This window comes from Methylobacterium litchii (assembly GCF_038442315.1).
Classification (GTDB): Bacteria; Pseudomonadota; Alphaproteobacteria; order Rhizobiales; family Beijerinckiaceae; genus Methylobacterium; species Methylobacterium litchii.
The window spans coordinates 41,941-67,564 of record NZ_JBBXMY010000001.1 but is presented as its reverse complement, the minus strand read 5'-3'; the positions used below and the strand labels follow the sequence as shown (position 1 = coordinate 67,564).

The window sequence follows — 25,624 nt, the reverse complement described above, 5'->3', positions numbered from 1 at the left end:
TCTTTCCCCCATTCGGCTGTCGCTCCGATCCTGCGGAGCCAACCTGACGCCCCGCTGTCGGAAGCCCTTGAGCGCCTTGGGGGGACTGGGATGGGGGAGACTTGGATCGCCTTTCCACTCTGCGCGACGCAGGACACTCTTCGCGTGTGAGGATCGTGGGGAGGCGCGAGTGGCCTCCGACGACCTCCGCCGTCGCTCCGTGTGCAAGGGCGGGGTTTGCCACGGGGGACGGTCCCTGCGCGCGGAAGGACTGCCGGACGGCGCCCTACCCGCCCTGTTCCCGCGTCACGAGGGTGCGGTTCGGCGCGACGTCCTTTTTGTCCTGGTAGAGGGGGACGATGGCGCGCAGCCAGCCGCGGGTCTCGTAGCCGCCGTAGTTGCGCTCGATCACGTCGCGGGTGACGTAGGCCTGCAGGTTCACCGGCCCGAAATTGTAGCCGACGAGGCCGCCCACCGCGATCTGCCCCTGCCGCCGGTAGCCGGCGACGGCCGTCGGCAGGTCGGTGGAGCCGAAGGCCACCGGGCCGATCTCGAACTTGCCGAACTTCTTCGTCGCGGTGAGGTCGAGGTTCAGATAGTCCGGGTAGAGCACGCCGAAGGGCGAGCGCTCGTTCAGAAACGTGCCGTAGAGCAGGTTCGCTGTCAGGTTGAACCCGTTGCCGGTGTAGCTCGCCGCGAAGCGGTGTGAGAGCGAGGCTTCCTGCGTGAGGAAGCGGGTGTCGATCGGCAGGTAGCCGCCGAACAGGTAGCTCACACCAAAATCGTTGCCGAGGTCCCAGGCGAGCTGGCCGGCCAGGAGTTGCTGGCCGATGCCGCTCTGGTAGGGCCCGCCGCGCGGGCTCGCCGCCGCCACCGGCTGCGTGAAGAAGAACTGGACCCGCGCGCCGAGCACCGTCCAGGGCGTCGCGAGGGCGAGCGTCGGCAGGTTGACGTTCGACTCCGACGAGGCCGGCGCGGTGTCGCGCACGCCGAAGCTCGACAGGTTCACGAAATACAGGCCGACCGGCAATTGCGCGCCGGTCGGCAGGCCAATGGTCTGGCCCGGCTGGGCCGCCGAGCCCGCCTGCGCCCCGCCCGCCGCCAGGGCCGCACCCAGGCCCATCCCGAGCGCCGTGGCCCGCTTCGCCCTCGTCCGCATTCACGCCTCCGCGTCCCGTCCCTGTTCGATGAGACGGCTACGCTTCGCGGATTCATCCGGCCGGAGCGGGGGAACGAGCCGGCAGCGTGCCCTATGGCACGGGCCGGCTCAGCCCCGTTCGCCCAATGCGGCGAGGATCCGCGCCCACGAACGTGTGCCCTTGTGGAAGCTCGTGAGGTCGTACTTCTCGTTCGGTGAGTGGATGCGGTCGTCGTCGAGGCCGAAGCCGATGAGCAGCGTGTCCTTGCCCAGCAGCCGCTTGAAGTCGCCGACGATCGGGATCGAGCCGCCCGCGCCCACCGTCACTGCGGGCACGCCCCATTCGGCCTCGAGGGCCGCCTTGGCGGTGGCGAGTTCCGGCATGTCGAAGGGCAGGCTGATCGCCCGCGAGCCCTTGTAGGTGACGATCTCGACCGAGCAATCGGCCGGCACCCGCTCGCGCACGAAGGCCTCGAAGCTTGTGGCGAGCGCCGCCGGGTCCTGGTCGTCCACGAGGCGGAAGGAGACCTTGGCCGAGGCGGTGGAGGCGATCACCGTCTTGGTGCCCTCGGCGGTGTAGCCGCCCCAGATGCCGTTCACGTCGCAGGCCGGGCGCGACTGCACCAGTTCCAGCGGCAGGCGCCCCTTCTCGCCAGCCGGCTCCTTGAGGCCGATGGGGCCGAGCAGCGTCTCCGCACTCATGCCGAGGCCGCGCCACTGCGCGATCACCTCGGCCGGGCGCTCGTGGACGCCCTCGTAGAAGCCGGGGACCGTCACCCGGCCGTCCGCGTCGTGCAGGTCGGCGACGATGCGCGACAGAACGTGGATCGGGTTGCGCGCGGCGCCGCCGAAGAAGCCCGAATGCAGGTCGCGGTCGGCGCAGGTGACCTTCACCTCGAAGTAGCAGAGGCCGCGCAGCGACGAGGTGATCTGCGGCGTCCGCGGGTCCCACATCCCCGTGTCGCAGACGAGGACCACGTCGCAGCCGAGCCGGTCGCGGTTCGCCGCGACCCATTCCGGCAGCCCCTGCGATCCGCTTTCCTCGGCCCCCTCGATGAGGATGGTAACGCCGCAGGGCAGTTCGCCCGCCATCGCGAGATGCGCCCGGCAGGCCTCCACGAAGGTCATCACCTGACCCTTGTCGTCCGAGGCGCCCCGGGCGACGATTTTCCGGCCCCCCTTGCCGTCGTCTGTGAGGCGCGGCTCGAAGGGCGGGTGCGTCCAGAGGTCGAGCGGATCGACCGGCTGAACGTCGTAATGGCCGTAGAACAGGACATGCGGCGCCCCCGGCTTCGGCTTGTGGGCCAGCACCACCGGGTGAAGGGAGGTCTCCTCCACGCTGGTCGCGAAGCCGAGCGCGGTGAGGTCGGCGGCCAGCCACGCGGCGGCCTCGCGGCACTGGCCGGCATAGGCCGGGTCGGTGGAAATCGAGGGGATGCGCAGGAAGGCGAAGAGCCGTTCGAGCGCGTTGTCGAGATCCGCGTCGATGTCGTTCAGGATCGCGTCGAGTCCGGCCATCGCTCTCTCCGCCGTGTCGGGGACAGGCGCAGGGTTAGCCGAGGCCGGCGCCGGGCGGCAATGCCCTTCCGTCGCAGGGGCTCCCTCTTCGGAACAGGCTCAGTTTGGAATGGTTATCGACGGAACCGGTCGTGCACGGGCCATCGCGATGCGCCCCGCCGCCGAACCTTCGTCATTCCCGCCGGCGCCGCCGGCCCCTTTCGCGGACGACGCCATGCAGCTCGAACAGAGTCCGCCGGTCTCGGCGGACACGCCCATCGGCATCACGCTCACCATCAACGGCCAGCGCCGGGAGTTGCAGGTCACGCCCTGGACCACCCTCCTCGACCTCCTGCGCGAGCGCCTGGACCTCACCGGCACCAAGAAGGGCTGCGATCACGGCCAGTGCGGCGCCTGCACCGTGCTGGTGAACGGCACCCGCGTGAATTCCTGCCTCACCCTCGCGGTGATGAAGGACGGCGCCGAGATCACCACCGTCGAGGGTCTGGCGAGCCTCGGCGAGCGCAAGGGCAGCAACGCCCTGCACCCGATCCAAGAAGCCTTCATCGAGCACGATGCCTTCCAGTGCGGCTACTGCACCCCCGGCCAGCTCTGCTCGGCGGTGGGCATGATGGAAGAGGGCCACGCCCATAGCCGTGAGGAAATCCGCGAGGCGATGAGCGGCAACATCTGCCGCTGCGGCGCCTACACCAACATCGTCGATGCCATCGAGGACGTGATGCACCAGGGGGGCGCACGATGAACCGCTTCGAATACGTCCGCGCCGGCACGGTGGCGGAGGCGGTCGGCGCCTTCGGGGCCGGCGCCCGCTTCATCGCCGGCGGCACCAATCTCCTCGACCTGATGAAGTACGAGGTCGAGAAGCCCGGCCGGCTCATCGACATCACCCACCTGCCCCTCAAGGGCATCGAGGAGACGAACGGCGGCCTGCGCCTCGGCGCGCTCGCCACCAACGCGAACGTCGCCTACGATTCCCGCGTCGCCGAGCGCTACCCGCTCCTGCGCAACGCGATCCTGGCCGGCGCCTCGGCACAGCTGCGCAACGCGGCGACGACCGGCGGCAACCTGCTCCAGCGCACCCGCTGCTACTACTTTTACGATGCCGGCACGCCCTGCAACAAGCGCGAGCCCGGCTCGGGCTGCCCGGCCATCGGCGGCGTGAACCGCATCCACGCGATCTTCGGCACCAGCGACCAGTGCATCGCCACCCATCCGTCCGACATGTGCATCGCGCTTAGTGCCTTGGAGGCGACGGTGCAGGTAAGCGGGCCGGAGGGCGAGCGGACGATCCCCTTCGCCGAGTTCCACCGCCTGCCGGGGAACGAGCCCGAGAAGGACACGACCCTCAAGCCCGGCGAGATCGTCGTGGCCGTCGATCTGCCGGAGCAGGGCTTTGCGCAGAACTACACCTACCTGAAGCTGCGTGACCGGCTCTCCTACGCCTTCGCCCTGGTCTCGGTGGCGGCCGCCCTCGACCTCGATGGCGACACGATCAAGACCGCCCGGTTGGCGCTGGGCGGCGTCGCCCACAAGCCGTGGCGCAACGTTCAGGCCGAGGCCGAACTCGCCGGCAAGCCCGCCACGCGGGAGACCTTCACCAAGGTCGCCGACATGATCGTGGCCGAGGCGAAGCCTCAGTCCGAGAACGGCTTCAAGATCGAACTCGCCCGGCGGGCCATCGTGCGCGGCCTCGAACAGGCCGCCGCCGGCACGCCCCAGTCGCTCAGCGACAAGCGCATTCAGTGAGGTCCCGATGACCATTCAGATCAGCCCCGCCGCCGGCAGTGACCGGCATGTCGGCAGCCCGCGCAGCCGCGTCGATGGCCCCGCCAAGGTCACCGGCCTCGCCAAATACGCCGCCGAGTTCACCGCCGAAGGTCTCGTCCACGGCTATGTCGTCACGAGCACGATCGCCCGTGGCACGATCACCGGCCTCGACACCGCCAAGGCCGAGGCCGTTCCGGGCGTCGTGAAGGTGCTCACCCACGAGAACCGGCCGGACATGTCCGCGGACCCGAAGTCCTACCAGGACATGGTCGGCCCCCCCGGCGTGCCCTACCGCCCGCTCTTCGACGCGAACATCCTGTTCTCCGGCCAGCCGGTGGCGGTGGTGCTGGCCGAGGATTTCGAGACGGCGCGTTACGCCGCCTCCCTCGTCAAGGTCACCTACAAGGCCGAGACGCCCAAAACGGACATCGATGCCCTCATCGGCGAGGCCTACGACCCGCCGAAGAAGCGCGACGGCATCAAGCCGCCGCCGGAGCCGTGGGGGGATGCGGACGGGGCCTTCGCCAAGGCGCCGATCCGGGTCAACCAGCAGTACCGGATGGCCAACGAGCACCATAACCCGATGGAGCCCCACGCCACGACGGTGGTGGTGGAGCCGGGCGGCAGCTTCACGGTCTACGACAAGGTCCAGGGCGTCGCGAACACGCAGCAATACCTGACCGGCGCCTTCGGCCTGAAGCCGGAGCAGGTGCGGGTGCTCAACCCCTATCTCGGCGGCGGCTTCGGATCGGGCCTGCGCCCGCAATTCCAGGCCTTCCTGGCGATGCTCGCGGCCCGCGACCTCGACCGCTCGGTGCGGATCGTGCTCACCCGTGAGCAGATGTGGAGCTTCACCTACCGGGCCGAGGCGGTGCAGACCGTCTCCCTCGGCGCGGGCCAGGACGGCGCCCTCCAGGCGCTCAAGCACGATGCGGTGCATGGCACCTCGCGTTACGAGGATTACCAGGAGAACATCGTCAACTGGTCGGGCACGCTCTACGCCTGCGACAACGTCAAGCTCACCTACAAGCTCGCCAAGATCGACACGGCGACCCCCGGCGATATGCGTGCGCCCGGCGCGGTCTCCGGCCTGTTCGCCCTGGAAAGCGCCATGGACGAGCTGGCGCAGGAGCTGGGCAAGGACCCGATCGAGTTGCGGCTCATCAACTACACCGACCGGGAGCCCATCGAGGACAAGCCCTTCGGCTCGAAGGCGCTGAAATCCTGTTTCACGCAGGGCGCCGAGCGGTTCGGCTGGGCCAAGCGCACCCCCGAGCCCCGTTCCATGCGCGACGGGCGCGAGCTCGTCGGCTGGGGCGTCGCCTCCGGCATCTGGGAGGCGCTGATGATGCCCTCCAAGTGCCGCGCGGTGCTGACCGGCGACGGGAAGCTCGAACTCGGCAACTCCACGGGCGACATCGGCACCGGCACCTACACGATCCTCACCCAAATCGGCGCCGACACGCTGGGCCTCACGATGGAGGACGTGACGACGAAGCTCGGTGACACGTCGCTGGCCGAGGCTCCTGTCGCCGGCGGCTCGTGGACGGCGGCCTCCTCCGGCACGGCGGCGATGAAGGCCTGCCGCGAGATCGCGGCCCAGGTCTTCGTGCTCGCCCGGCAGATGGACGTTTCGCCCCTCGCCAACGCCGATTTCGAGCGGGTGGTCTTCTCGAAGGGGCGCATCGCGCTGGCCGACGATCCGTCCCGCTCGGTGGCCATCGTGGACGCGATGAAGGCCGGCGGCTTCGACCGGATCGAGGTGGTCGGCGAGGCCGGGCCGGATTCGGACTTCGCCAAGGAGTTCGAGTGCTTCACCCACCAGGCGGTGTTCGTGGAGGTGAAGGTCGATGAGGAACTGGGTCAGGTCCGCGTGACGCGGGTGGTCTCGGCCATCGCGGCGGGCAAGATCCTCAACCCCAAGACGGCCCGGAGCCAGATCATCGGCGCCACCGTGATGGGGATCGGCTCGGCGCTCCACGAGGAGTCGATGCTCGACCACAAGCTCGGCCGGTTCATGAACCGGAACCTCGGCGAGTACCACGTGCCGGCCCATGCCGACATCCACGACCTCGACGTGATCTTCGTGGACGAGGAGGACAAGGCGAACCCGCTGGGTGTGAAGGGCGTCGGCGAGATCGGCATCGTCGGCACGGCGGCGGCCATCGCCAACGCGGTGCATCACGCCACCGGCAAGCGCGTCCGCGACATGCCGATCACCATCGAGAAGCTGCTCTGACCTGAGAGTCCGGCCCCTCCTCCTCGCGGGGGAGGGGCCGGCCGGTAAGCCGGATCGTAACCTTTCCCGCCGATCCTCGGATCTCAACGCGGGAGGTGACGATGGAATGGGTCTATCGCGGCTTCGAAACGTCGCTCCTCGCCCTGACGCTGGCGCTGGGCCTCGCCGCCCTGGCGAGCCTCGGACCCCCGAAGGAGCCCGAGGCGACTTTGAGCGTCACCCTGCCGATGCTCAGCGTGACGGCGTCCCGGTAGACGGGCTCAGCCCTCCTTGAACCCGTATTCCGGCGTGCCCTCGTCGTTGCCGTAATACTTGTAGGGCAGGAACTTGCCCGACATGGTCAGCTTCACGCGGTCGCCCTTGTTGTTGGCCTCGCGCGCCATGTCCATGTTGAAGTCGATGGCCGACATGATGCCGTCGCCGAACTCCTCCTGGATCAGCTCCTTGAAGGTCGTGCCGTAGACCATCACCAGCTCGTAGAAGCGGTAGATCAGCGGATCGGTCGGCGGCATGGACGGGATCGAGCCGCGATAGGGCGCCTCGTTGATCATGCGCTCCTCGGCCTCGGTGAGGCTGAACAATTCGGCGGCACGCTTCGCCTGCGCCTTGGGCAGCTTCATCTGGCCCATGCAGGCGGCGGTGATCAGGAAGGGCGACAGGCCGCCGATCTGCTCGTGAATGTACTTCCAGCTCCAGCCCTTTTCCCGCTTGATATCGAGCAGCTTCTCGGTGAGGTCTTCGCGCTTCATCCTGTCCTCCGCACCGTGACGTGCCTTCGTTGGTGTCACGGCGTTCCGCCGTGGCAAGCCCCGTGCCAGCCTGGACCGGGAGTTGCGGGCGTGCTTTCCCTGCACCGCCCCGTCGCGTTACCAGCGCGGCGGCGGGATTGGGCTTGCATCGGTCCCTGCTTTACGGACCATGCGTGCAAGCTCGCGGAGGTGGTTTTGGGCGGCGACGATCAGGACGTACGCGAGGAATCCGGCGAGGCGGAATCCGCCTGGGAATTCGTGTTGCCCGACGAGATGGCGACCGAGGACCTTGGCCTGTTCCTGTGCGAGTTCCTGCTGCCGGGGGACCGGGTGGCGCTCTCGGGCGGCCTCGGGGACGGCAAGACGACGCTCGCCCGCGCCATCATCCGCGAATTGACGGGCGATCCCGCCCTCGAAGTGCCGAGCCCGACCTTCACCCTGGTCCAGCCCTATACGGCCCGCGACGGGCGCTCCATCGTCCATGCCGACCTCTACCGGCTGCGCGACCCGGACGAGTTGGTCGAACTCGGCTTCGAGGAGATGGCCGAGGGGGCGATCACCCTGGTCGAGTGGCCGGAGAAGATGCCGGCCCAGGGCGGGCCCCTCCTCTCCGTCACCCTGGCCCTGCGGCCGGAATTCGGCGAGGGCTCGCGCTTCGCCCGGATCGAGGGCTTCGGCGGCATGCAGGCCCGCATCGACCGGGCGCGGGCGGTGCGCAAGCTCCTGGCCCGCGCCGGCTGGGACGATGCCGAGCGCATCCTGATGCAGGGCGATGCCTCGTCCCGCGCCTACGAGCGCCTGCGTAAGCCCGACGGCACCACGGCGGTGCTGATGATCTCCCCGGCGCGGGCGGACGGTCCGCCCGTGCGCGACGGCAAGCCCTATTCGGCCATCGTCCACCTCGCGGAGAGCGTCCACGCCTTCGTGGCCCTCGACCGGGGTCTGCGGGCGCTCGGCTTCTCGGCGCCCAAGGTCTACGGCGAGGACCTGACCGAAGGGCTCCTGATCCTCGAAGACCTCGGCAGCGAGCCGGTGATCGAGAACGGCGCCCCTCGGCCGGAGCGCTACGCGGAGGCGGTGCGGCTGCTCGCCAAGCTCCACGCCACCGACCTGCCTGCCGTGCTGCCGGTGGCGGAGGGGATCGACCACGTCATCCCGCCCTACGACAAGGACGCGCTGCTCTTCGAGGCGGAGCTTCTGCCGGAATGGTACGCCCCCGCCATCCGGGGCGTGAGCCTCACGCAGGAGGTCCGCGACGAGTTCGTCGCCCTGTGGCGCGAGGCGCTGGACGGCGCCGTCCCCGCCCGCCCGACCTGGACCCTGCGCGACTACCATTCCCCCAACCTGATCTGGCTGCCGAACCGGGAGGGTCTGGAGCGGGTCGGCGTCATCGACTTCCAGGACGCGGTGATGGGCCATCCGGCCTACGACGTCGCCTCGCTGCTGCAGGATGCCCGCGTCGACGCCAGCGCCGACTTCGAATTGCGGCTCTTGGGCCTCTATGTCCGCGAGCGCCGCGCCCGCGATCCGAACTTCGACATGGGCGCCTTCGCCACCGCCTACGCGCTGCTGGCGGCGCAGCGCGCGACGAAGATCCTCGGCATCTTCGCCCGGCTCGACCGGCGGGACGGCAAGCCCGGCTACCTCGCCCACCTGCCGCGGATCGAGGGCTACCTCGCCCGCAACCTCGCCCATCCGGCGCTGGCGGCCGTGCGGGACTGGCATGAGCGGCACCTGCCCGGCACCGTCGGCGACAACCCAGAGGCCTGACCCGCGCGACGGCCAGGACAACGAGCATGAGCGACGCCCCCGAGACCCCGATCACCCGCGCCTTCGTGCTGGCCGCCGGCCTCGGCACGCGGATGCGGCCGGTGACGGACACCTTGCCGAAACCCCTGGTGGCGGTGGCGGGCAAGCCGCTCCTCGACCACGCCCTCGACCGGGCGGCCGAGGCCGGGCTGACGGACGCGGTGGTGAACGTCCACTGGCTGGCCGAGCAGATCGAGGCGCATCTCGCCCGCAGGACGGGACCGCCGCGCCTCACCGTCTCGGACGAGCGCGAGGCGCTGCTGGAGACCGGCGGCGGCATCCGTAAGGCGCTGCCGCTGATGGGCGCGGCGCCCTTCGTGGTGCTGAACTCCGATTCCTTCTGGCTCGAAGGCCCGGAGCCGAACCTGTCCCGCCTCATCGCCGCTTGGGACGGCGCGCGCATGGACGCGCTCCTCCTCGTGGCGCCCACCACGACGAGCCTCGGCTACGAGGGCGCGGGCGATTTCCTGATGGCGGCGGACGGGCGCCTGGAACGGCGCGGCGAGCGCAAGGTCGCCCCCTTCATCTACGCGGGCGTGGCGATCCTGAAGCCCGCCCTGTTCGCGGACACGCCGGAGGGCGCCTTCTCCCTCAACCGGCTGTTCGACAAGGCCATCGCCTCGGAACGGCTCTTCGGCATGCGCCTCGACGGGCAATGGCTGCATGTCGGCACCCCGGAGGCGATCCGTGCCGCCGAGGAGCGGGTCCGGGCCAGCACCCGGATTCCGTGAGTTCAAGGGCCACCGGGCCCACCCCGCGACGGAGATCGCACTATGCAGGAAACGCAGGATCGTATTGCCCTCGTGACGGGCGCGGCGCGGGGCATCGGTCTCGCCAGCGTCGAACGCTTCCTCGCGGAAGGCTGGAAGGTCGCCCTCCTCGACATCGACGGCGGCAACCTGGAGGCCACGATGGGCCGCCTCGCCAAGCCCGACGCGACGCTCGCCATCGTGGCCGACGTCTCCGATCCGGCGCAGGTGAGCGCGGCGGTCCGACAGGTGGAGGAGCGGTTCGGCCGCCTCGACGCCCTCGTCAACAACGCCGGCATCGCGATCTTCAAGCCGCTCCTGGAAACGACCTTCGAGGATTGGTCGAAGGTGCTCGCCGTGAACCTGTCGGGGCCGTTCCTCTGCACCCAGGCGGCGGCGCCCCTCATGGCCGCCCATGGCGGCGGGGCGGTGGTGAACCTCACCTCGATCTCGGGCCTGCGCGCCTCGACGCTGCGGGTCGCCTACGGGACCAGCAAGGCCGGGCTCGCCCAGCTCACCAAGCAGCAGGCGGTCGAACTCGCCCAGCACGGCATCCGCGTGAACGCCGTCGCCCCCGGCCCGGTGGACACCGCCATGGCCAAGGCCGTTCACAGCCCCGAGATCCGCGCCGCCTACCACGACGCGGTGCCGCTCGCCCGCTACGGGCTGGAGAGCGAGTTGGCGAACGTCATCGTGTTCCTGTGCTCGGAGAAGGCGTCCTACGTGACGGGGCAGGTGGTCGCCGTCGATGGCGGCTTCGAGGCCACCGGCATCGGCCTGCCGGCCCTGCGTGGGCACAACGGGTGATGCCGGAAACAGAATTCGCGGAATTTTCGACAGTATCGCCGGCGGGACAACTTTAAGGCAACGTCTTGCCGCTATTGCGGGCGACGGAGGCGGCGGCGGCCACGACAGGTGCGCCGCCCGCCTGCCCAGGAATCCCACCCGTGCATTACACCGTCACTGCCCGCTGCGCCGTCGGCCGCCGGGACCATCGCCATGCCTCGCTCCTGGCGGCCCTGGATCAGGCCATGAGCCTGTCGGCCGCCGGCCTCGCGGAGGTGGCGATCATCGACGGCGACGGGCGCTCCGTGACGCCGGGCGCCCTCTACCGGACCCTGTTCGGCCCGCGCCCCGCCGCGCAGCCGGCGGCGAAGGCGGCCTGAGGCGCCCGCGCCTCAGCCGACGCTGCGGAGATAGACCGGCCGCCGGGTCGATTCGGCGGCCATCTCACGGATGAAGGACGCGATGCGCGGCGCGATGATCGCGCGGTAGCGCGAGCCGTTGAACACGCCGTAATGCCCGACGCCCTCCTGCAGGTGGTACGCCTTGCGGGCGGCGGGCAGGTTCGGCGTCATGTCCAGGGCGGCCTTGGTCTGGCCGACGCCGGAGATGTCGTCGTTCTCGCCCTCGACGGCCAGGATGGCGCAGCGGCGGATGGCGGCCGGGTCCACCGGCACCCCGCGCGAGACCATCTCCCCCTTCGGCAGGGCGTGGTTCACGAACACGGTCTGCACGGTCTGCAGGTAGTACTCGGCGGTCAGGTCCATGACCGCGAGGTACTCGTCGTAGAAGTCCCGGTGCTTCTCGGCCGAATCGCCGTCACCCCGCACCAGATGGTCGAACATGTCGGTGTGGGCGGTGACGTGCCGGTCGAGGTTCATCGCCATGAAGCCCGACAATTGCAGGAAGCCGGGATAGACCCGCCGGAAGGCCCCCGGATAGATCGGCGGCACGAGGCTGATCGTGTTCTGCTCGAACCATTCCTGCCCGCGCTCCTGGGCGAGGCAGTTCACGGCGGTGGGCGAGCGGCGGGTGTCGATGGGCCCGCCCATCAGAGTCATCGAGACGGGGACGTGCGGCTCGTCCTCGGCCTCCATCAGCGCCACGGCGGCCATCACCGGCACGGCCGGCTGGCACACGGCCATGACGTGCAGGTCCGGCCCGAGTTCGGCGAAGATGTCGCGCAGGTAGTCGATGTAGGTGTCGAGGTCGAAGGGCCCGGCGAGCAGCGGCACCATCCGCGCGTCGGTCCAATCGGTGATGAACACCTGATGGTTCGGCAGCATCGCTTCGACGGTGCCGCGCAGCAGGGTGGCGTAGTGGCCCGACATCGGCGCGACGATGAGAAGCTTCGGCTGCGGCTCGGCGGGCGGGGTGCGGAAGGCGCGGTCGAAGGCGATCAGCCGGCAGAACGGACGCTCCGAGACGACGCGCTCGGTCACGGGCACTGTCTGGCCCTCGACGACGGTCTCGGTGAAACCGAAGGCGGGCTTGCCGTAGCGCCGCGTCACCCGCTCGAACATCTCGCAGCCCGCCGCGATGGAGCGGGCGTAGGGCGAGTAGGCGAGCGGGTTGGCCGGGCTCTTGATGCTGTAGCGGGTGAGGTCGGCTGCGAGGCGCGCCGGAGCCATCATCATCCGCGCGCCTTCGAACAATCCATAGGCCAGCAGCATGGGAGATCCCTCGGCAACGGGGCTCGCCCCGTCTGGAAAGCGGCAACCCCACGCTCAAGATGATGGTTCCCCCTGAACGGGGCCGTAACGGCGCGGCGCCTCGCCCCATCCGAGGGTGAAACCTGGATTGTCCGGGCTTTCTGCCGCGATCGATGTGGGTTCTGGCCGGAGCACCCTAGTTTCCAGGGATGCATACGATCCAGGAGCGACTGACCGGACTCGACGGCAGGGCGCGGCAGCTTCGGCTCGATACCTTCGTCAGGCTCCGCTGGCTCGCCATCACCGGGCAGAGCGCGGCCGTGGTCGGGGCTCAGTTCGGGCTGGGCCTGAACCTGCCCTTCGGCTGGTGCTTCCTCGTCATCGCCGCCTCGTCCTGGCTGAACCTCGCCCTGCGCATCCGCTTCCCGGCGAGCTACCGGCTGAACGCCGATTCGGCGGCCCTGCTGCTGGCCTTCGACATCGTGCAACTGGCCGCCCTCCTGTTCCTCACGGGCGGGCTACAGAACCCGTTCTCGCTCCTCTTCCTCGCCCCGGTGCTGATCTCGGCCACCGCCCTGCCGCCGGAGCGCACCCTGGCGCTGGGACTGCTGGCCATCGGCCTCGCGACGCTGCTCGCCCTGGTCCACCGGCCGCTTCCCTGGTTCGCGGACGGCAAGATCGAACTGCCGTTCCTCTACGTCTCGGGGGTCTGGACCGCGATCCTCCTTGGCACCGCCTTCACCGGCGTCTACGCGTGGCGGGTGGCGGAGGAGGCGCGCCAGCTCGCCCAGGCGCTCGCCGCCACCGAACTCGTCCTCGCCCGCGAGCAGCACCTGTCGCAACTCGACGGGCTCGCGGCGGCGGCGGCGCACGAACTCGGCACGCCGCTCGGCACGATCATGGTCGTCTCGAAGGAGCTGATCCGCCAGCTGGGGCCGGATGCCTCCCCGGCGGTGGCGGAAGACCTCGCCCTCCTGCGCGAGCAGGTCGACCGCTGCCGCGGCATCCTCGGCAAGCTCACCTCCCTTGACGGCGAGGGCGAGGGCGACTTCCTCACCACCGTCACCTTCAGCCACCTCGTGGAGGAACTGGTGGCGCCGCAGCGAGCGCTCGGCGTCGTCATCGACGCCTCCTGCCACGGGGAGGGGCCGGAGCCCTCCTGCCGCCGCAACCCCGGCGTGATGTTCGGCCTGGGCAACATCCTCGACAACGCGGTGGACTTCGCCAGCACGCGTGTCGCCATCACCGGCCAGTGGAACCACGACCGGGTCTGGATCGAGATCCGCGACGACGGGCCGGGCTTCTCGGCGGAGGTGCTGCTGCGCGCGGGCGAACCCTACGTGACCACCCGCAGCGTCGAGCAATCGCAGGACGGCGGCAGCGCGACGGTCGGTCTCGGCCTCGGCCTGTTCATCGCCAAGACGTTGATCGAGCGGTCCGGCGCGCAGATCGGCCTGTCGAACACGGCCGGAGCCAATGCCCATGGTGCCATCGTCCGGGTTTCGTGGGCGCGGCATATCTTCGAAAGAGGAGCCGTTCCGCGCCATTCTCCGGAGATAAGTGGTTCCGCGCCCCTGCCGCCGCGCGACATCGTGCCTATATAAAGGTTTCAACAGAGACATCTTCGAAAGGGACCCCCGATGCTCACGCAATCCGGGACCTCCGCGGCGACCGATGCCGCGATCTTGAGCGATACCGATCCGCTCGCCGCCTTCACCGATCGCAGCCTGCTGATCGTGGATGACGACAAGCCCTTCTCCACCCGCCTCGCGCGGGCGATGGAAAGCCGCGGCTACCATGTTCAGGTGGCCGAAAGCGTCGCCGAGGGCGTGTCCGCCGTCGAGTCCCATGCCCCCGCCTTCGCGGTGATCGACATGCGCCTCGGCGACGGTAACGGCCTCGACGTCATCGCCCGGCTCAAGGAGCGCCGGCCGGAGGCGCGCGGCGTCATCCTCACCGGCTACGGCAACATCGCCACGGCGGTGACGGCCGTGAAGCTCGGCGCGTTCGACTACCTCGCGAAGCCCGCCGACGCCGACGAGATCCACGGCACGCTCATGGCCCAGCCGGGCGAGCGCGCGGATCCGCCGGAGAACCCGATGTCCGCCGACCGGGTGCGGTGGGAGCACATCCAGCGGGTGTATGAACTCTGCGGTCGCAATGTCAGCGAGACGGCGCGCCGCCTGAACATGCACCGCCGGACGCTCCAGCGCATCCTGGCCAAGCGCGCTCCGCGCTGAGCGGGCGAGACCGGGCGGCGCTGCTTGCGCCGCCTGCCCGCCCTGAGGTAGCAGGACGCCTTGCGAGCCCGGTCGACGGGCGGCGGGAAGGGTTGAACTCGTGAACGCACGCAATGCGGTCACCATCCTGAGCATGATGGTCCTGGTGGGCACGGAGGTGTTCGCCGTGGCGATCGCGGCCGGCTGGGCGCTGGCGGGTCTGTTCGACCTCGGAGACCGGGTCGGCCACGTCCTGATGGGGCTCTTCAGCCTGTTCGCTGCCTGGATCATGCTCCAGCTCTGGCGCCGCGCCACGAGCATCGAGCCGATCACCCAAGCCAAACGGTCCTGAATCCCGCGTGCCGTGCAGGGTGGCGGACCTCTCTCAACGTTCGACAAGGTGAGCGGGCTGATCTAAGGATCGCCGATCACGTTTTCGATGTCGCCGACGCGGTGCGCGCTCGGCAACCGGTGAGTTAAACAGCGATGAAAGCCCGAATCACCGTCACCCTGAAGACCGGCGTGCTGGATCCCCAGGGCAAGGCGATCGAGGCGGCCCTGAAGTCGCTCGGGATCGCCGGCATCGAGGGTGTCCGGCAGGGCAAGGTCTTCGATCTCGAAGTCGCCGCCGCCGATTCCGCGTCGGCCCAGGAGACCTTGAAGGCGGCCTGCGAGAAGCTTCTCGCCAACACCGTCGTCGAGAATTACGCGATCGAGATCGCCTGATGCACGCGGCCATCGTCGTCTTCCCCGGGTCGAACCGCGAGGCGGATGTCGCGCGGGCGCTGCGGCTCTCGGGGGCGAAGGTCTCGATGGTGTGGCACGCCGACACGGCGCTGCCCGCCGGCACCGACCTCGCCGTCCTGCCCGGCGGCTTCTCCTATGGCGATTACCTGCGCTGCGGCGCCATCGCGGGCCGGGCGGCGGCCATGGATGCGGTGCGGGCCCACGCGGCCCGGGGCGGCCTCGTGCTCGGCATCTGCAACGGCTTCCAGATCCTGTGCGAATCGGGCCTGCTGCCGGGCGTGCTGATGCGCAACGTCGACCGCCGCTTCATCTGCCACCGGCAGACCCTGCGGGTCGAGCGCACCGACACGCGCTTCGCCCGCGCCTACACGGCGGGGCAGGTGATCGACATCTGCGTCGCCCATGGCGAGGGCAATTACTTCGCCGATCCCAACACCATCGCCCGGATCGAGGGCGAGGGCCGCGTGGCCTTCCGCTACTGCGACGCGGCGGGGCAGACCACAATCGCCGCCAACCGCAACGGCTCGCTGAACAGCATCGCCGGGATCTATTCGGAGAAGGCCAACGTCCTCGGGATGATGCCCCACCCGGAGAACTTCGTCGAAGGCCTGATCGGCGGCACGGATGGGCGCGGCCTGTTCGAGAGCCTCGCGGCCTGATCCGGCTTGCGGCGGATCGGCTTGCCGCCGGTCCGTCATTGCGAGCGGAGCGAAGCAATCCAGGGATACGCGACGTTCTGAGGCGTCCAGCCGCTCTGGATTGCTTCGCTCCGCTCGCAATGACGGGTTTTGTACTGTTTAGGGACGGCTGGATCGTATCCGTCGGACTGTCCTTAACAGCCCATTAAGGTTTTTACTTCATGAAGGAGGCATCCAGTTTTCTGGATGTCGAGTGCGACCCGGTTTCGTCCACTCTGTTTGATGCCTCCCTGATGACTCGTTCAGCCGCCCCTCGGGGCGGCTTTTTTCGTCGCCCCGAGGGAAGAAGGGGAGCGCCGCCTCACTCGGCGGCGCTCGCGTGGATGCGGGGTGCGGGGCTCTCCTGTGCGGCGGCCTGTTCGCCCTCGCGCACCGCCCTCCGGCGGAAGACGCGCATCACCACCACGAAGAAGACCGGCACGAAGAACACCGCGAGCACGGTCGCCGTGATCATGCCGCCCATCACGCCCGTGCCGATGGCCTGCTGGCTCTTCGAGGCGGCGCCGGTGGCGATGGCCAGCGGCACCACGCCGAAGATGAAGGCCAGCGAGGTCATCACGATGGGGCGGAAGCGGAGCGTCGCCGCGTCGATGGCCGCCTTCACCACGGAGGTGCCGGGCTTCCACAGGTCCTTGGCGAATTCCACGATCAGGATCGCGTTCTTGGCCGAGAGGCCGATGATCGTGATGAGCCCGATCTTGAAATACACGTCGTTCGGCATGCCTCGCAGCATCACCGCCGCCACGGACCCGATCACCCCCAGCGGGATGACGAGGAGCACCGAGACGGGGATCGCCCAGCTCTCGTAGAGGGCCGCGAGGCACAGGAAGACGATCAACACCGAGAGGGCGAGCAGCAGGCTCGCTTGGCTGCCCGCCAGCTTCTCCTGCTCGGACTGGCCGGTCCAGGCATAGCCGAAGCCCTTGGGCAGCTGGAGCATCAGCTGCTCCATCTCGGTGATCGCATCGCCGGTGGTGAAGCCCGCCCGGGGCTCGCCGGTGAAGCGCACAGACTGGTAGCCGTTGAAGCCGACGATCTGGCTCGGCCCCACCCCCCATTTCAGTTCGGCGAAGGAGGACATCGGGACCATGGTGCCCGTGCTGTTCTTCACCGCGTAGTTGAGGATGTCCGCCGCGTTGAGCCGCTGCAGCTGCTCGGCCTGGACGTAGACGCGCTGCATCTTGCCCCGGTTCGGGAAGTCGTTGGTGTAGACCGAGCCGAGGTTCACCTGGATGACGTCGTTGACGTCCTCGAACTTCACGCCGAGCGCCGCCGCCTTCTCGCGGTCGATGATGAGTTCGGCCTGGGGCGTGGCGGGCAGGCCCTCGATCTTCACGTTCTTCAGGACGGGGCTGCGCCGGGCGATGGACAGGAGTTGCGCCTGCGCGGCGGTGAGCGCCGCATAGCCCCGCTGCGCCCGGTCCTGCAGCCGGAACGAGAAGCCCGACGCGTTGCCGAGGTTGTCGACCGGCGGCGGTTCCTGCGCGTCGATCATCGCATCCCGGTAGTTGCCGAGGGCGTCGTTGGTGCCCTTCACCAGGGCGGATGCGGAACTGCTCGCGTCGCGCTCGTCCCAGGGCTTCAGGGTCACGAAGGCCTGGCTGGTGTTCGGCCCCTGGCCCGAGAACGAGAAGCCGTTGAGGATCGTCACCGTGGCGACGCCGGGCTGGGCGAGGAGATGCTCCTCGACCTTGCGCACCGCCGTCATGGTCCGGTTGAACGAGGCGCCGGGGGGCGTCTGCACGTCGACGGTGAAGAAGCCCTGGTCCTCCACCGGCAGGAAGCCCTCCGGCAATTGCACGAAGGCGTAGGCCGTGCCGGCGACGAGGGCGACGTAGACCAGCATCACCCGGCCCGCCTTGGCGATGAACCACGCGGTGCCGCGTCCGTAGCGGGCGGTCTCCCGGTCCACGAACCGGTTGAACATCCCGAACACGCCGCCCTTGGCGTGGCCGTGGCCCTTCTCGATGGGCTTGAGGAAGGTGGCGCAGAGTGCGGGCGTCAGCGACAGGGCGAGCAGCGCCGAGAAGGCGATGGAGGTGACCATCGCGATGGAGAACTGCCGGTAGATGATGCCCACCGAGCCGGGGAAGAACGCCATCGGCACGAACACCGCCATCAGCACCAGGGTGATGCCGATGATCGCCCCGGTGATCTGGTCCATGGCCTTCTTGGTGGCCTCCTTCGGGAGCAGTCCCTCCTCGTTCATGATGCGCTCGACGTTCTCGACCACGACGATGGCGTCGTCCACGAGGATGCCGATGGCGAGCACCATGCCGAACATGGTGAGCACGTTCACGGAGAAGCCGGTGAGCCACATCACCGTCACCGTGCCCATGAGGGCGATCGGCACGACGATGGTCGGGATCAGCGTGTAGCGGATGTTCTGCAGGAACAGGAACATCACGAGGAAGACGAGGATCACCGCTTCGACGAGGGTGTGCAGCACCTTCTCGATGGAGGCCTTCACGGCCGGGGTGATGTCGTAGGGGATGTCCCATTTCAGCACCGGCGGGAAGAACTGCGACAGCTCCTCCATCTTGGCGCGGATGGCCTTGGCGGTCTCCAGGGCGTTGCCGTCGGGGGCGAGCGTCACCGAGATGCCGGCCGCCTGACCGCCGTTGAGGCGGGTCGAGAACTGGTAGGCGTCGCCGCCGAGTTCGATCCGGGCGACATCGCGCAGGCGCACGTTCGAGCCGTCCGAGTTCGCCCGCAGGACGATGGCCCCGAAATCCTCCACCGTGGAGAGCTGGCCCTTCACCACGATGGGCGCGGTGAGCGCGTTGGCGGACGGGCTCGGCTGCGCGCCGACCGCGCCGGAGGCGATCTGGATGTTCTGGTTGCGGATGGCATCGCTGACGTCGCCGGGGGTGAGCGAGAGGCCGCGCAGCTTGTCGGGATCGACCCAGACCCGGAGCGAGCGCTCCGTCGAGTACAGGGTCGCGCGCCCGACGCCGGGGATGCGGCGGATCTCGTTGATGACGTTGCGGATCAGGAAGTCGCCGAGCCCGACCTCGTCCATGCCGCCATCGGTGGAGACGAGGGTGATGATGTTGAGCGTCGCGGCGGAGGCCTCCTCCACGAGGATGCCGTTCTGGCGCACCTCCACGGGAAGGCGGGCCTCCACGCGCTTCAGCCGGTTCTGCACCTCCACGGAGGCCAGCGACGGGTCGGTCCCCGGCCGGAAGGTGGCGGTGATGTTCACGGAGCCGAACGAATCGGTGGTCGACTCGAAGCTCATGATGTTGGCCGCCCCGTTCAGCTCATCCTCGATGAGCCGGGTCGTGCCCGTGTAGAGGCTTTCCACCGAGGCGCCGGGGAAGGCGGTCGAGAGGGCGATGGAGGGTGGCGCGATCACCGGATATTGCGCCACCGGCAGGTTCGGGATCGCCAGCGCGCCGCCGAGCATGATGAACAGCGCGACGACCCAGGCGAAGACCGGTCGGTCGATGAAGAAGCGGGCCATGAAGCGCCTCCCTCAGCGACGCTGCGCGGCGGCTTGCGCCCGCTGCTGCGTGTCGGCCTTCTCGCTCGCCTCGTCGGCGTCGGTCTGCTGCGCCGGCTCGGCATGGGGCATGGTCTGGTCGAGGGGCTTCACCTTCATCCCCACCGTGACCTTCTGGAAGCCGTCCACCACGACGCGCTCCCCGGCCTTCAGGCCGGTTCGGATCAGCCAGTCGCCGCCGACGACGGGTCCGACCTCCACCGGCTGGCGCATGACGGTCTGGTCCTCGCGGATCAGCCAGACCTCGGCGCGGCCGTCCTCGGTGCGCTGGATCGCCTGCTGCGGCACGGCGATGGCGTCCGAATCGATGCCCTGCTTGATGCGGGCGCGGACATACATGCCGGGGAACAGCTCGTCGTGCGGGTTCGGGAACTGCACGCGCAGCGTCACCTGACCCGTGCTCGGGTCGGCGGTCACGTCCGAGAAGAGGAGACGGCCGGCGAGCGGGTAGAGGCTGCCGTCGTCCATGATCAGGTGGACGTTGGCGGAATTCTCCTCCAGCCGCGCCAGCTCGCCGCTGGCGAGGTCCCGGCGCAGGCGGTTCAGTTCGCCCACCGACTGGGTGATGTCGACGTAGATCGGGTCGAGCTGCTGGATCGTGGCGAGCGCCCCCGTCTGGCCCGGCTCGATGAGCGTGCCTTCGGTGAGGAGCGCCCGGCCGATGCGCCCGGTGATCGGGGCGCGCACATCGGTCCAGGAGAGGTTCAGTTGCGCCCGGTCGCGGGTCGCCTTGGCGCCGGCCACCTCGGCCTCGGCCTGCTTCTTCCCGGCGAAGGCGGCATCGTACTGCGCTTGGCTGGCGGTCGCCCGCGAGAGCAACTGCTCCAGCCGGTCCGCCTGCTGCCGGGCGAGGACCTGCGCAGCCTCCTGGCGGGCCAGGGCCGCCTCGGCGCTGGCCAACTCGACCTCGTAGGGGGCAGGGTCGATCTTGTAGAGGATGTCGCCTTCCTTGACCTGACTGCCCTGCTCGAACAGCCGCTTCACCACGAGGCCGGAAACGCGGGAGCGCACCTCGGCGATGCGCATCGGCGCCACGCGGCCGGGCAGGTCGCGGACATAGGGAATCGCCTGGGCGTGGACGGTGACGAACCCGACCTCCGGGACGGGGGGCGTCGGGGCGGCGGCCTCGCGCGGGTTGCAGGCGGCCAGGGACAGGCCGAGCGCGGCGACGGGCAGCAGCACGAGGGCGCGGGCGGGAAGGAGGGGCAGGCGGATCACGGGTTGCGACGCTCCTGACTGGCGTCTCGCGGATGCGGACGGAAGTCGTGTGGGCAGACCTAAAGGCTCAAGGCGGCGCTCTCGGTAGGTCCGGGCTCCAGGGCATCATGCCCCCGCTCCGTGTCCAAATTCCGAAAGGGCGAGGCTCAGGCCGCGCGGGGAGGGCGCAGGGGCGAGGCGACGGGCTCGGGCGAGGGCAAGGTCGCACTCCCCTCGCGGAAGGGCGCGGGCACGAAGCCGGGCACGGGCACGGATTGCGCCACGGGGGAGGGCAGGGCCGAATCAGCCGTGATCTCGCCATCGGCGGCGGCGACGGCGGGGCCGTCCCAATCGAGCCGGTGCATCAGCGGCGCCGGGACGGAGGCCGTGTGCGGGGCCATGACGGTGAGGGTGGGTCGGAACGCCATCCCGGGTACGGACGTTTCCATCCTGCCCGGTCCGAAGGCGACGAAGGCGAGGGCAACGAGGCCCAGCACGAGCAGCCCCAGACCCGCGGCGAACGCCGCGGGCCGCGTGCCGGGCCGGAGGGCCACGGGCTCCGCATCGAGGCGGGCCGAGGGGGCAGGCGGGCTGATCACGCCGCTGAGATAAGCGCGGCCCCTCGCGGATGCAATCGCAACCGGTGCCGCAGCGTGTGTGGCGACAATCGCACACCCCCGCGCAAACCCGCCCCCGTCCCGGCCGGCGGCCTCATCCCTGCCGCGATGCCGATGCCCGTTCCGGTTGAGGACCTACGGGTCCGCCTTTTGTGATGGACGTAAGGATAGCGCATGTCGGGACGCATCGCGACGCTGGCGATCGCGGGATTGATGCTCGGGGCCGTGCCCCTCGGAGCCGTTCCCGCCAAGGCCGACCTCTTCGACCGGGGGCCGATCGCCGATTTCCTCAACGGCTTCCGCACCCAGGCGATTCCGCGGGAGACGGTGGCGTGGTCGGGCAAGGAGAAGCCCGGCACGGTGGTGGTCTCCACCCGCCAGCGGCGGCTCTTCTACGTGCTCGGCGGCGGCGAGGCGATCCGCTACGGCGTCGGCGTCGGCCGCGAGGGCTTCTCGTGGTCGGGGGTGAAGACCGTCTCCATGAAGAAGGAATGGCCGGATTGGCGCCCGCCGCAGCAGATGCTGGCCCGCCGCCCCGACCTGCCCCGCTACATGGCCGGCGGCCAGGACAACCCGCTCGGCGCCCGCGCCATGTATCTCGGCTCGTCGCTCTACCGCATCCACGGCTCGAACGAGCCCGAGACGATGGGCGCGGCGGTCTCCTCCGGCTGCATCCGCATGACCAACAAGGACGTGGTCGATCTCTACGACCGGGTGAAGGTCGGCACGAAGGTCGTCGTCCGGGACTGACGCCGGATCGCGGGCCTCCGGAGGGGTGTCGCCCTCCGGAGGCCCGGCCTCGTCCTATTTCGGCACGAAGGCCCAGTAATCGAGGTCGAGGATCACCGCCGGATCGTAGCCGTCGTTGAACTTGTCGGGGAAGGCGGCGCAGGGCTGGTTCTTGGTGGCCACCGTGCGCAGGCGCAGCAGGCCGACATCCTCGCGCCCCACGTCGGCGGTCTCGACCACCTCGCTCCACGCATAGACCGTGTCGCCGGCAAACAGCGGGCCGACATGCCGGCCGGCATTGATGCCGGCGAGGGCGAAGGCGTTGCCCAGCCCGTTGTAGCTGAGCGCCCGGGCCAGCGAGATCACGTGCCCGCCATAGATCAGCCGGCGGCCGAACCGGGTGTCCTTGGCGGCGAGCCCGTCGAAATGCACCTTGGCCGTGTTCTGGAACAGGCGCGTGGCGATCTGGTGCTCGGCCTCCTCGACGGTCATGCCGTCGACGTGGTCGATGCGCTCGCCTGCCTGATAATCGCCGAAGCGGTGCGGGCTGCCGGCCAGCGCCACGTCGTAGGCGGCGGGGTTCAGCGGGGGCAGGGCGCCCGCGAGGTCCTTCGGATCGACGGCCTTGGCGAGCGTCGGCACGTGCTCCTCGGCGATCACCGCCTCGGGGTCGCGCTTGCGCACCAGCACCCAGCGGCAATAGCTCAGCACGGTCTCGCCGTGCTCGTCCGAGCCCACCGAGCGGACGTAGACAACGCCGGTCTGCCGGTTGGAGCTTTCCTTCAGGCCGATGACCTCGGAGACGGTGGACAGCGTCTCGCCGGGATAGACCGGCCGGCGGAAGCCGCCCTCGGCATAGCCGAGATTGGCGAGCGCGTTCAGGGACACGTCCGGCACGGTCTTGCCGAACACCACGTGGAAGGTGAGCAGGTCGTCCAGGGGGCTCTTCGGATAGCCCAGGGCGCGGGCGAAGGCGTCCGAGGACTGCACGGCGAAGCGCGGCCCGTAGAGCCCCGTGTAGAGGGCCACGTCCCCGGTCGTCACCGTTCGCGGGGTGGCGTGGCGGATGGTCTCGCCGAGGCGGAAATCCTCGAAGAACCGGCCGGGATTGGTCTTCACGGGGCGCCGCTCCTCAACGGGTGTAGACATAGGCCGCCGGGACGGCGAACTCGTGCAGCAGGCGGCTGATGAACAGCAGCAGCAGGATGAGGATGATCGGCGAGATGTCGACGCCGCCGAGGTTGGGCAGCAGGTTGCGGATCGGCCTCAGGGCCGGTTCGGTGATCCGATAGAGCACCTCGCCGATCTGCGCGACGACGGGGTTGCGCACGTTGACGACGTTGAAGGCGACGAGCCAGCTCAGCACCGCGCTCGCGATGAGCACGTAGATGAAGAGTTGGACGACCGTATCGAAGAGCCAGATCAGGGCGTTCATGCGCGCGCGCGATGTCCTCGGGGAGCGGATTTCGCGTGCCGCGGCCGCGAAAGCGACCCGGACATGCGAGACGGGAATTGACAGGCTGAGGCACCCGCGCCTACAAGGCCGGCGCCTCGACGGGGCTGTAGCTCAGATGGGAGAGCGCCGCAATCGCACTGCGGAGGTCAGGGGTTCGAATCCCCTCAGCTCCACCAGGTTCTCTTAACCTGTTGGAAAGTCACGAACTCATTGCGCGACAATGAGTTCTCTGGCTATCTTGGTACACCGGATTGGTACACCAAGCTTCCTGAACCCATGGCAAAGAGGGATGCTCGGCTACAGCTCGTAGGCAGCACCTATTGGGTCAGAGTGAAGGTACCTGAGCCCCTGCGCAGAGCGGGGCTGATAAAAAAACGTGAATTCCGAAAAAGTCTGCGGACCGGGGATCTCTCCGTAGCCCGTCGCCTCCTGCCGTATGAAATTATTGAAATCGATGCGGAGATCGCCGCTGCGAAGCAACGGCTGGATCCGGCTCCGATCAAGGCGTTGACCCATCCAGAGGCCGAGTATCTCGCACGGGTATGGTTTCGTGAGCGGGACTTGGCGCGCTCTGGCAGGAAACTCGTTTACGACGAGAATTGGACATTCCACGATGAGATCGCGGATCGGGAGGATGCGGAAGCAGGGTACGCCAATCCCGACCCACAGGTTCAGGCTGGCATCCGAGACACCACGATACGGCTCTTGGAGCGGCATGGGATAGCCGTCGATTTCGAAACTCCGGAGTTTCGCCACCTTGTGGAATTGGTTCGCCGAGGAGGGCTGGAGCAAGCTCGCCGTGGGCTGCGACAGGCGAGGAGCGACTTCACTCACAGGGATGGAGACACGTTTTTCGCCGAAGCGGGTGTGGACGCTCCAATCCGCGTGACGTCAGCGAAGGGCGTCACTTTGAGGGCGCTGATTGCACAGCATCGGGCCGAGCCAGCTTGGCAGAAAATGTCGCCGAAATCGAAGCTGAAGGGTGCCGCACAGGCTCGCCTGTTCGAGCAGGTGTTTGGGGGCGACCTGGATGTATCGCAGATCAGACGCTCAGACGCTGCGGAACTCGTAAGCCTTCTGGTCCGGTTACCCGCAAGCGCCACGAAGCGATTTCCAGGGCTTACAGCGCCTCAGGCTGCCGATGCTGGAGCCAAGGTCGGCGCTCCGCTCATGACTCGTCTTACAGCAAGTTCCTACCTATCCGCGTTCTCAACCCTCATGGAATTTGCCGTTACGCGGGGAGTGCGAGCAGACAATCCCACTACCGGTCTTTCGGTTGGGGTCGATGGCGTAGCGGCCAAAGACCGCCGGCATCCGTTTTCCAAAGAGCAGCTCATCAAGATCTTCACGGCGCCGCTTTATACAGGGTGCCTGAACGACGAGGCTGGCTACGCACGAGTAGGCCCTCAGATTGTTCGTCGCGGTCGCTTTTGGGTACCGTTGATGTCGCTGTTCACTGGAATGCGGATGAACGAAATCTGCCAGCTGCTGGTACGTGATGTCGCTCAGCTTGACGGGGTCGATGTCATTATCGTGGCTGCCGACGATGCCGGCGTGAAGCGCGTAAAGTCAGCGGCAGGCGAGCGTTTCGTGCCCATCCACCCAGAGCTGAAGCGTTGCGGCTTGTTGCAGTATCGAGATGCGCTCGCTGCACGCGGCGAGAAGCGTCTTTTCCCGGAGCTTACCGCAGCCAGAGCCTCAGGCTACCTCAGCGACAATTTTTCGAAGTGGTTCGCAAACTTCCTGCGTTCGTGCGGCGCGACGCAGCAAAGGACAAGCTTTCATAGTTTTCGGCACAACTACCGAGACGCACTTCGCGAAGGCAACATTTCGGCAGAGCGAGTACGCGCATTAGGCGGATGGTCCAGCGGCAGGACGGAAGACGACTATGGGTCGGGCTTGCGAGCGAGCACGTTAGCCCGTGAGATCGAGAAGGTGGGATACGAGGGGTTGGACCTGTCGCATCTCCACCACGCATAGGCAGGTGGGCAACCGGCTTCTGCTTGCACCTGGGTGCAAAATCCAATGCTCGGGGTTCGCCCCTTATATCCGAGAAGGGTGGAAAGCCGCTGG

Annotated in this window: 24 protein-coding genes and 1 tRNA gene; 16 read left to right on the top strand and 9 right to left on the bottom strand. The window is 68.5% G+C overall.

The features are described 5' to 3' along the window. Window positions 1-265: 265 nt before the first annotated feature. Window positions 266-1,138 carry a transporter gene (locus AAHF99_RS00350; protein ID WP_412759808.1) on the bottom strand — a complete coding sequence of 291 codons (873 nt, stop codon included), beginning with the start codon at window positions 1,136-1,138 and terminating at the stop codon, window positions 266-268. Window positions 1,139-1,246: 108 nt separating this feature from the next. After that, window positions 1,247-2,635, bottom strand: coding sequence for a M20/M25/M40 family metallo-hydrolase (locus tag AAHF99_RS00345; protein WP_342162168.1), 1,389 nt, complete (start codon window positions 2,633-2,635; stop codon window positions 1,247-1,249). 214 nt (window positions 2,636-2,849) lie between these two features. On the opposite strand from AAHF99_RS00345, the gene AAHF99_RS00340 reads away from it, so the two are divergent. The 4 genes from AAHF99_RS00340 (at window position 2,850) to AAHF99_RS00325 (ending at window position 6,895) form a co-directional block, all read left to right on the top strand. Beyond that, on the top strand, window positions 2,850-3,377 hold the full coding sequence (locus AAHF99_RS00340; RefSeq protein WP_243956060.1) for a (2Fe-2S)-binding protein: 528 nt from the start codon (window positions 2,850-2,852) through the stop codon (window positions 3,375-3,377). Further along, window positions 3,374-4,381: an FAD binding domain-containing protein gene (locus AAHF99_RS00335; RefSeq protein ID WP_342162167.1), complete on the top strand. Its 1,008-nt coding sequence runs from the start codon at window positions 3,374-3,376 to the stop codon at window positions 4,379-4,381. The genes AAHF99_RS00340 and AAHF99_RS00335 overlap by 4 nt, the downstream gene beginning before the upstream one ends. 7 nt (window positions 4,382-4,388) lie before the next feature. Then, window positions 4,389-6,641: a xanthine dehydrogenase family protein molybdopterin-binding subunit gene (locus tag AAHF99_RS00330; RefSeq protein ID WP_342162166.1), complete on the top strand. Its 2,253-nt coding sequence runs from the start codon at window positions 4,389-4,391 to the stop codon at window positions 6,639-6,641. A 101-nt stretch (window positions 6,642-6,742) separates the two neighbouring features. After that, window positions 6,743-6,895, top strand: coding sequence for a hypothetical protein (locus AAHF99_RS00325; protein ID WP_243956052.1), 153 nt, complete (start codon window positions 6,743-6,745; stop codon window positions 6,893-6,895). A gap of 6 nt (window positions 6,896-6,901) precedes the next feature. Here the strand turns inward: AAHF99_RS00325 and cynS are convergent, their stop codons facing one another. After that, the gene (cynS, locus tag AAHF99_RS00320; RefSeq protein ID WP_243956051.1) at window positions 6,902-7,390 is read right to left on the bottom strand and encodes a cyanase; all 489 of its coding nucleotides are present in this window, start codon (window positions 7,388-7,390) and stop codon (window positions 6,902-6,904) included. A 195-nt stretch (window positions 7,391-7,585) separates the two neighbouring features. On the opposite strand from cynS, the gene tsaE reads away from it, so the two are divergent. The 4 genes from tsaE to AAHF99_RS00300 all read left to right on the top strand — a co-directional run bounded on the left by tsaE (window position 7,586) and on the right by AAHF99_RS00300 (window position 11,114). Beyond that, on the top strand, window positions 7,586-9,160 hold the full coding sequence (gene tsaE / locus AAHF99_RS00315) for a tRNA (adenosine(37)-N6)-threonylcarbamoyltransferase complex ATPase subunit type 1 TsaE (RefSeq protein ID WP_342162165.1): 1,575 nt from the start codon (window positions 7,586-7,588) through the stop codon (window positions 9,158-9,160). Window positions 9,161-9,186: 26 nt separating this feature from the next. Beyond that, the gene (locus tag AAHF99_RS00310; protein WP_342162164.1) at window positions 9,187-9,930 is read left to right on the top strand and encodes a nucleotidyltransferase family protein; all 744 of its coding nucleotides are present in this window, start codon (window positions 9,187-9,189) and stop codon (window positions 9,928-9,930) included. A gap of 42 nt (window positions 9,931-9,972) precedes the next feature. Then, window positions 9,973-10,755, top strand: a complete 783-nt coding sequence (locus AAHF99_RS00305; protein WP_342162163.1) for an SDR family NAD(P)-dependent oxidoreductase — start codon at window positions 9,973-9,975, stop codon at window positions 10,753-10,755. A 140-nt stretch (window positions 10,756-10,895) separates the two neighbouring features. Next, a complete protein-coding gene (locus AAHF99_RS00300) occupies window positions 10,896-11,114 on the top strand; it encodes a hypothetical protein (protein WP_342162162.1) in 219 nt (72 codons plus the stop codon). Between the two features lie 12 nt (window positions 11,115-11,126). Here AAHF99_RS00300 and AAHF99_RS00295 read toward each other — a convergent pair whose 3' ends face one another. Then, on the bottom strand, window positions 11,127-12,404 hold the full coding sequence (locus AAHF99_RS00295; RefSeq protein ID WP_342162161.1) for a polyhydroxyalkanoate depolymerase: 1,278 nt from the start codon (window positions 12,402-12,404) through the stop codon (window positions 11,127-11,129). A 188-nt stretch (window positions 12,405-12,592) separates the two neighbouring features. Here AAHF99_RS00295 and AAHF99_RS00290 point away from each other — a divergent pair, with 188 nt between their 5' ends. From AAHF99_RS00290 to purQ, 5 genes are all read left to right on the top strand, one after another. Continuing rightward, on the top strand, window positions 12,593-13,987 hold the full coding sequence (locus AAHF99_RS00290; protein WP_342162160.1) for an ActS/PrrB/RegB family redox-sensitive histidine kinase: 1,395 nt from the start codon (window positions 12,593-12,595) through the stop codon (window positions 13,985-13,987). Window positions 13,988-14,023: 36 nt separating this feature from the next. Further along, window positions 14,024-14,623, top strand: coding sequence for an ActR/PrrA/RegA family redox response regulator transcription factor (locus AAHF99_RS00285; protein WP_342162159.1), 600 nt, complete (start codon window positions 14,024-14,026; stop codon window positions 14,621-14,623). 100 nt (window positions 14,624-14,723) lie between these two features. Continuing rightward, a complete protein-coding gene (locus AAHF99_RS00280) occupies window positions 14,724-14,954 on the top strand; it encodes a hypothetical protein (RefSeq protein WP_342162158.1) in 231 nt (76 codons plus the stop codon). Window positions 14,955-15,088: 134 nt separating this feature from the next. Further along, the gene (purS, locus tag AAHF99_RS00275; RefSeq protein ID WP_243956038.1) at window positions 15,089-15,328 is read left to right on the top strand and encodes a phosphoribosylformylglycinamidine synthase subunit PurS; all 240 of its coding nucleotides are present in this window, start codon (window positions 15,089-15,091) and stop codon (window positions 15,326-15,328) included. Continuing rightward, window positions 15,328-16,008 carry a phosphoribosylformylglycinamidine synthase subunit PurQ gene (gene purQ, locus AAHF99_RS00270; RefSeq protein WP_342162157.1) on the top strand — a complete coding sequence of 227 codons (681 nt, stop codon included), beginning with the start codon at window positions 15,328-15,330 and terminating at the stop codon, window positions 16,006-16,008. The genes purS and purQ overlap by 1 nt, the downstream gene beginning before the upstream one ends. 340 nt (window positions 16,009-16,348) lie before the next feature. Here the strand turns inward: purQ and AAHF99_RS00265 are convergent, their stop codons facing one another. The 3 genes from AAHF99_RS00265 to AAHF99_RS00255 form a co-directional block, all read right to left on the bottom strand. Further along, complete coding sequence (locus tag AAHF99_RS00265; RefSeq protein WP_342162156.1) at window positions 16,349-19,513, bottom strand: multidrug efflux RND transporter permease subunit; 3,165 nt, start codon at window positions 19,511-19,513, stop codon at window positions 16,349-16,351. A 12-nt stretch (window positions 19,514-19,525) separates the two neighbouring features. Continuing rightward, a complete protein-coding gene (locus AAHF99_RS00260; RefSeq protein WP_342162839.1) occupies window positions 19,526-20,767 on the bottom strand; it encodes an efflux RND transporter periplasmic adaptor subunit in 1,242 nt (413 codons plus the stop codon). Between the two features lie 149 nt (window positions 20,768-20,916). Then, the gene (locus tag AAHF99_RS00255; protein WP_342162155.1) at window positions 20,917-21,303 is read right to left on the bottom strand and encodes a hypothetical protein; all 387 of its coding nucleotides are present in this window, start codon (window positions 21,301-21,303) and stop codon (window positions 20,917-20,919) included. Between the two features lie 237 nt (window positions 21,304-21,540). On the opposite strand from AAHF99_RS00255, the gene AAHF99_RS00250 reads away from it, so the two are divergent. Beyond that, window positions 21,541-22,116: a L,D-transpeptidase gene (locus AAHF99_RS00250; protein WP_243956034.1), complete on the top strand. Its 576-nt coding sequence runs from the start codon at window positions 21,541-21,543 to the stop codon at window positions 22,114-22,116. Window positions 22,117-22,170: 54 nt separating this feature from the next. Here AAHF99_RS00250 and AAHF99_RS00245 read toward each other — a convergent pair whose 3' ends face one another. Both AAHF99_RS00245 and AAHF99_RS00240 read right to left on the bottom strand, forming a co-directional pair. Then, window positions 22,171-23,214, bottom strand: a complete 1,044-nt coding sequence (locus AAHF99_RS00245) for a MaoC family dehydratase (RefSeq protein ID WP_342162154.1) — start codon at window positions 23,212-23,214, stop codon at window positions 22,171-22,173. 13 nt (window positions 23,215-23,227) lie between these two features. Beyond that, on the bottom strand, window positions 23,228-23,530 hold the full coding sequence (locus AAHF99_RS00240) for a YggT family protein (RefSeq protein WP_238248522.1): 303 nt from the start codon (window positions 23,528-23,530) through the stop codon (window positions 23,228-23,230). A 121-nt stretch (window positions 23,531-23,651) separates the two neighbouring features. On the opposite strand from AAHF99_RS00240, the gene AAHF99_RS00235 reads away from it, so the two are divergent. Together AAHF99_RS00235 and AAHF99_RS00230 are read left to right on the top strand one after the other, a co-directional pair. Continuing rightward, window positions 23,652-23,727 (top strand) — tRNA-Ala (locus AAHF99_RS00235). Window positions 23,728-23,761: 34 nt separating this feature from the next. After that, a complete protein-coding gene (locus AAHF99_RS00230; protein WP_342162153.1) occupies window positions 23,762-25,531 on the top strand; it encodes a site-specific integrase in 1,770 nt (589 codons plus the stop codon). Window positions 25,532-25,624 lie beyond the last annotated feature (93 nt).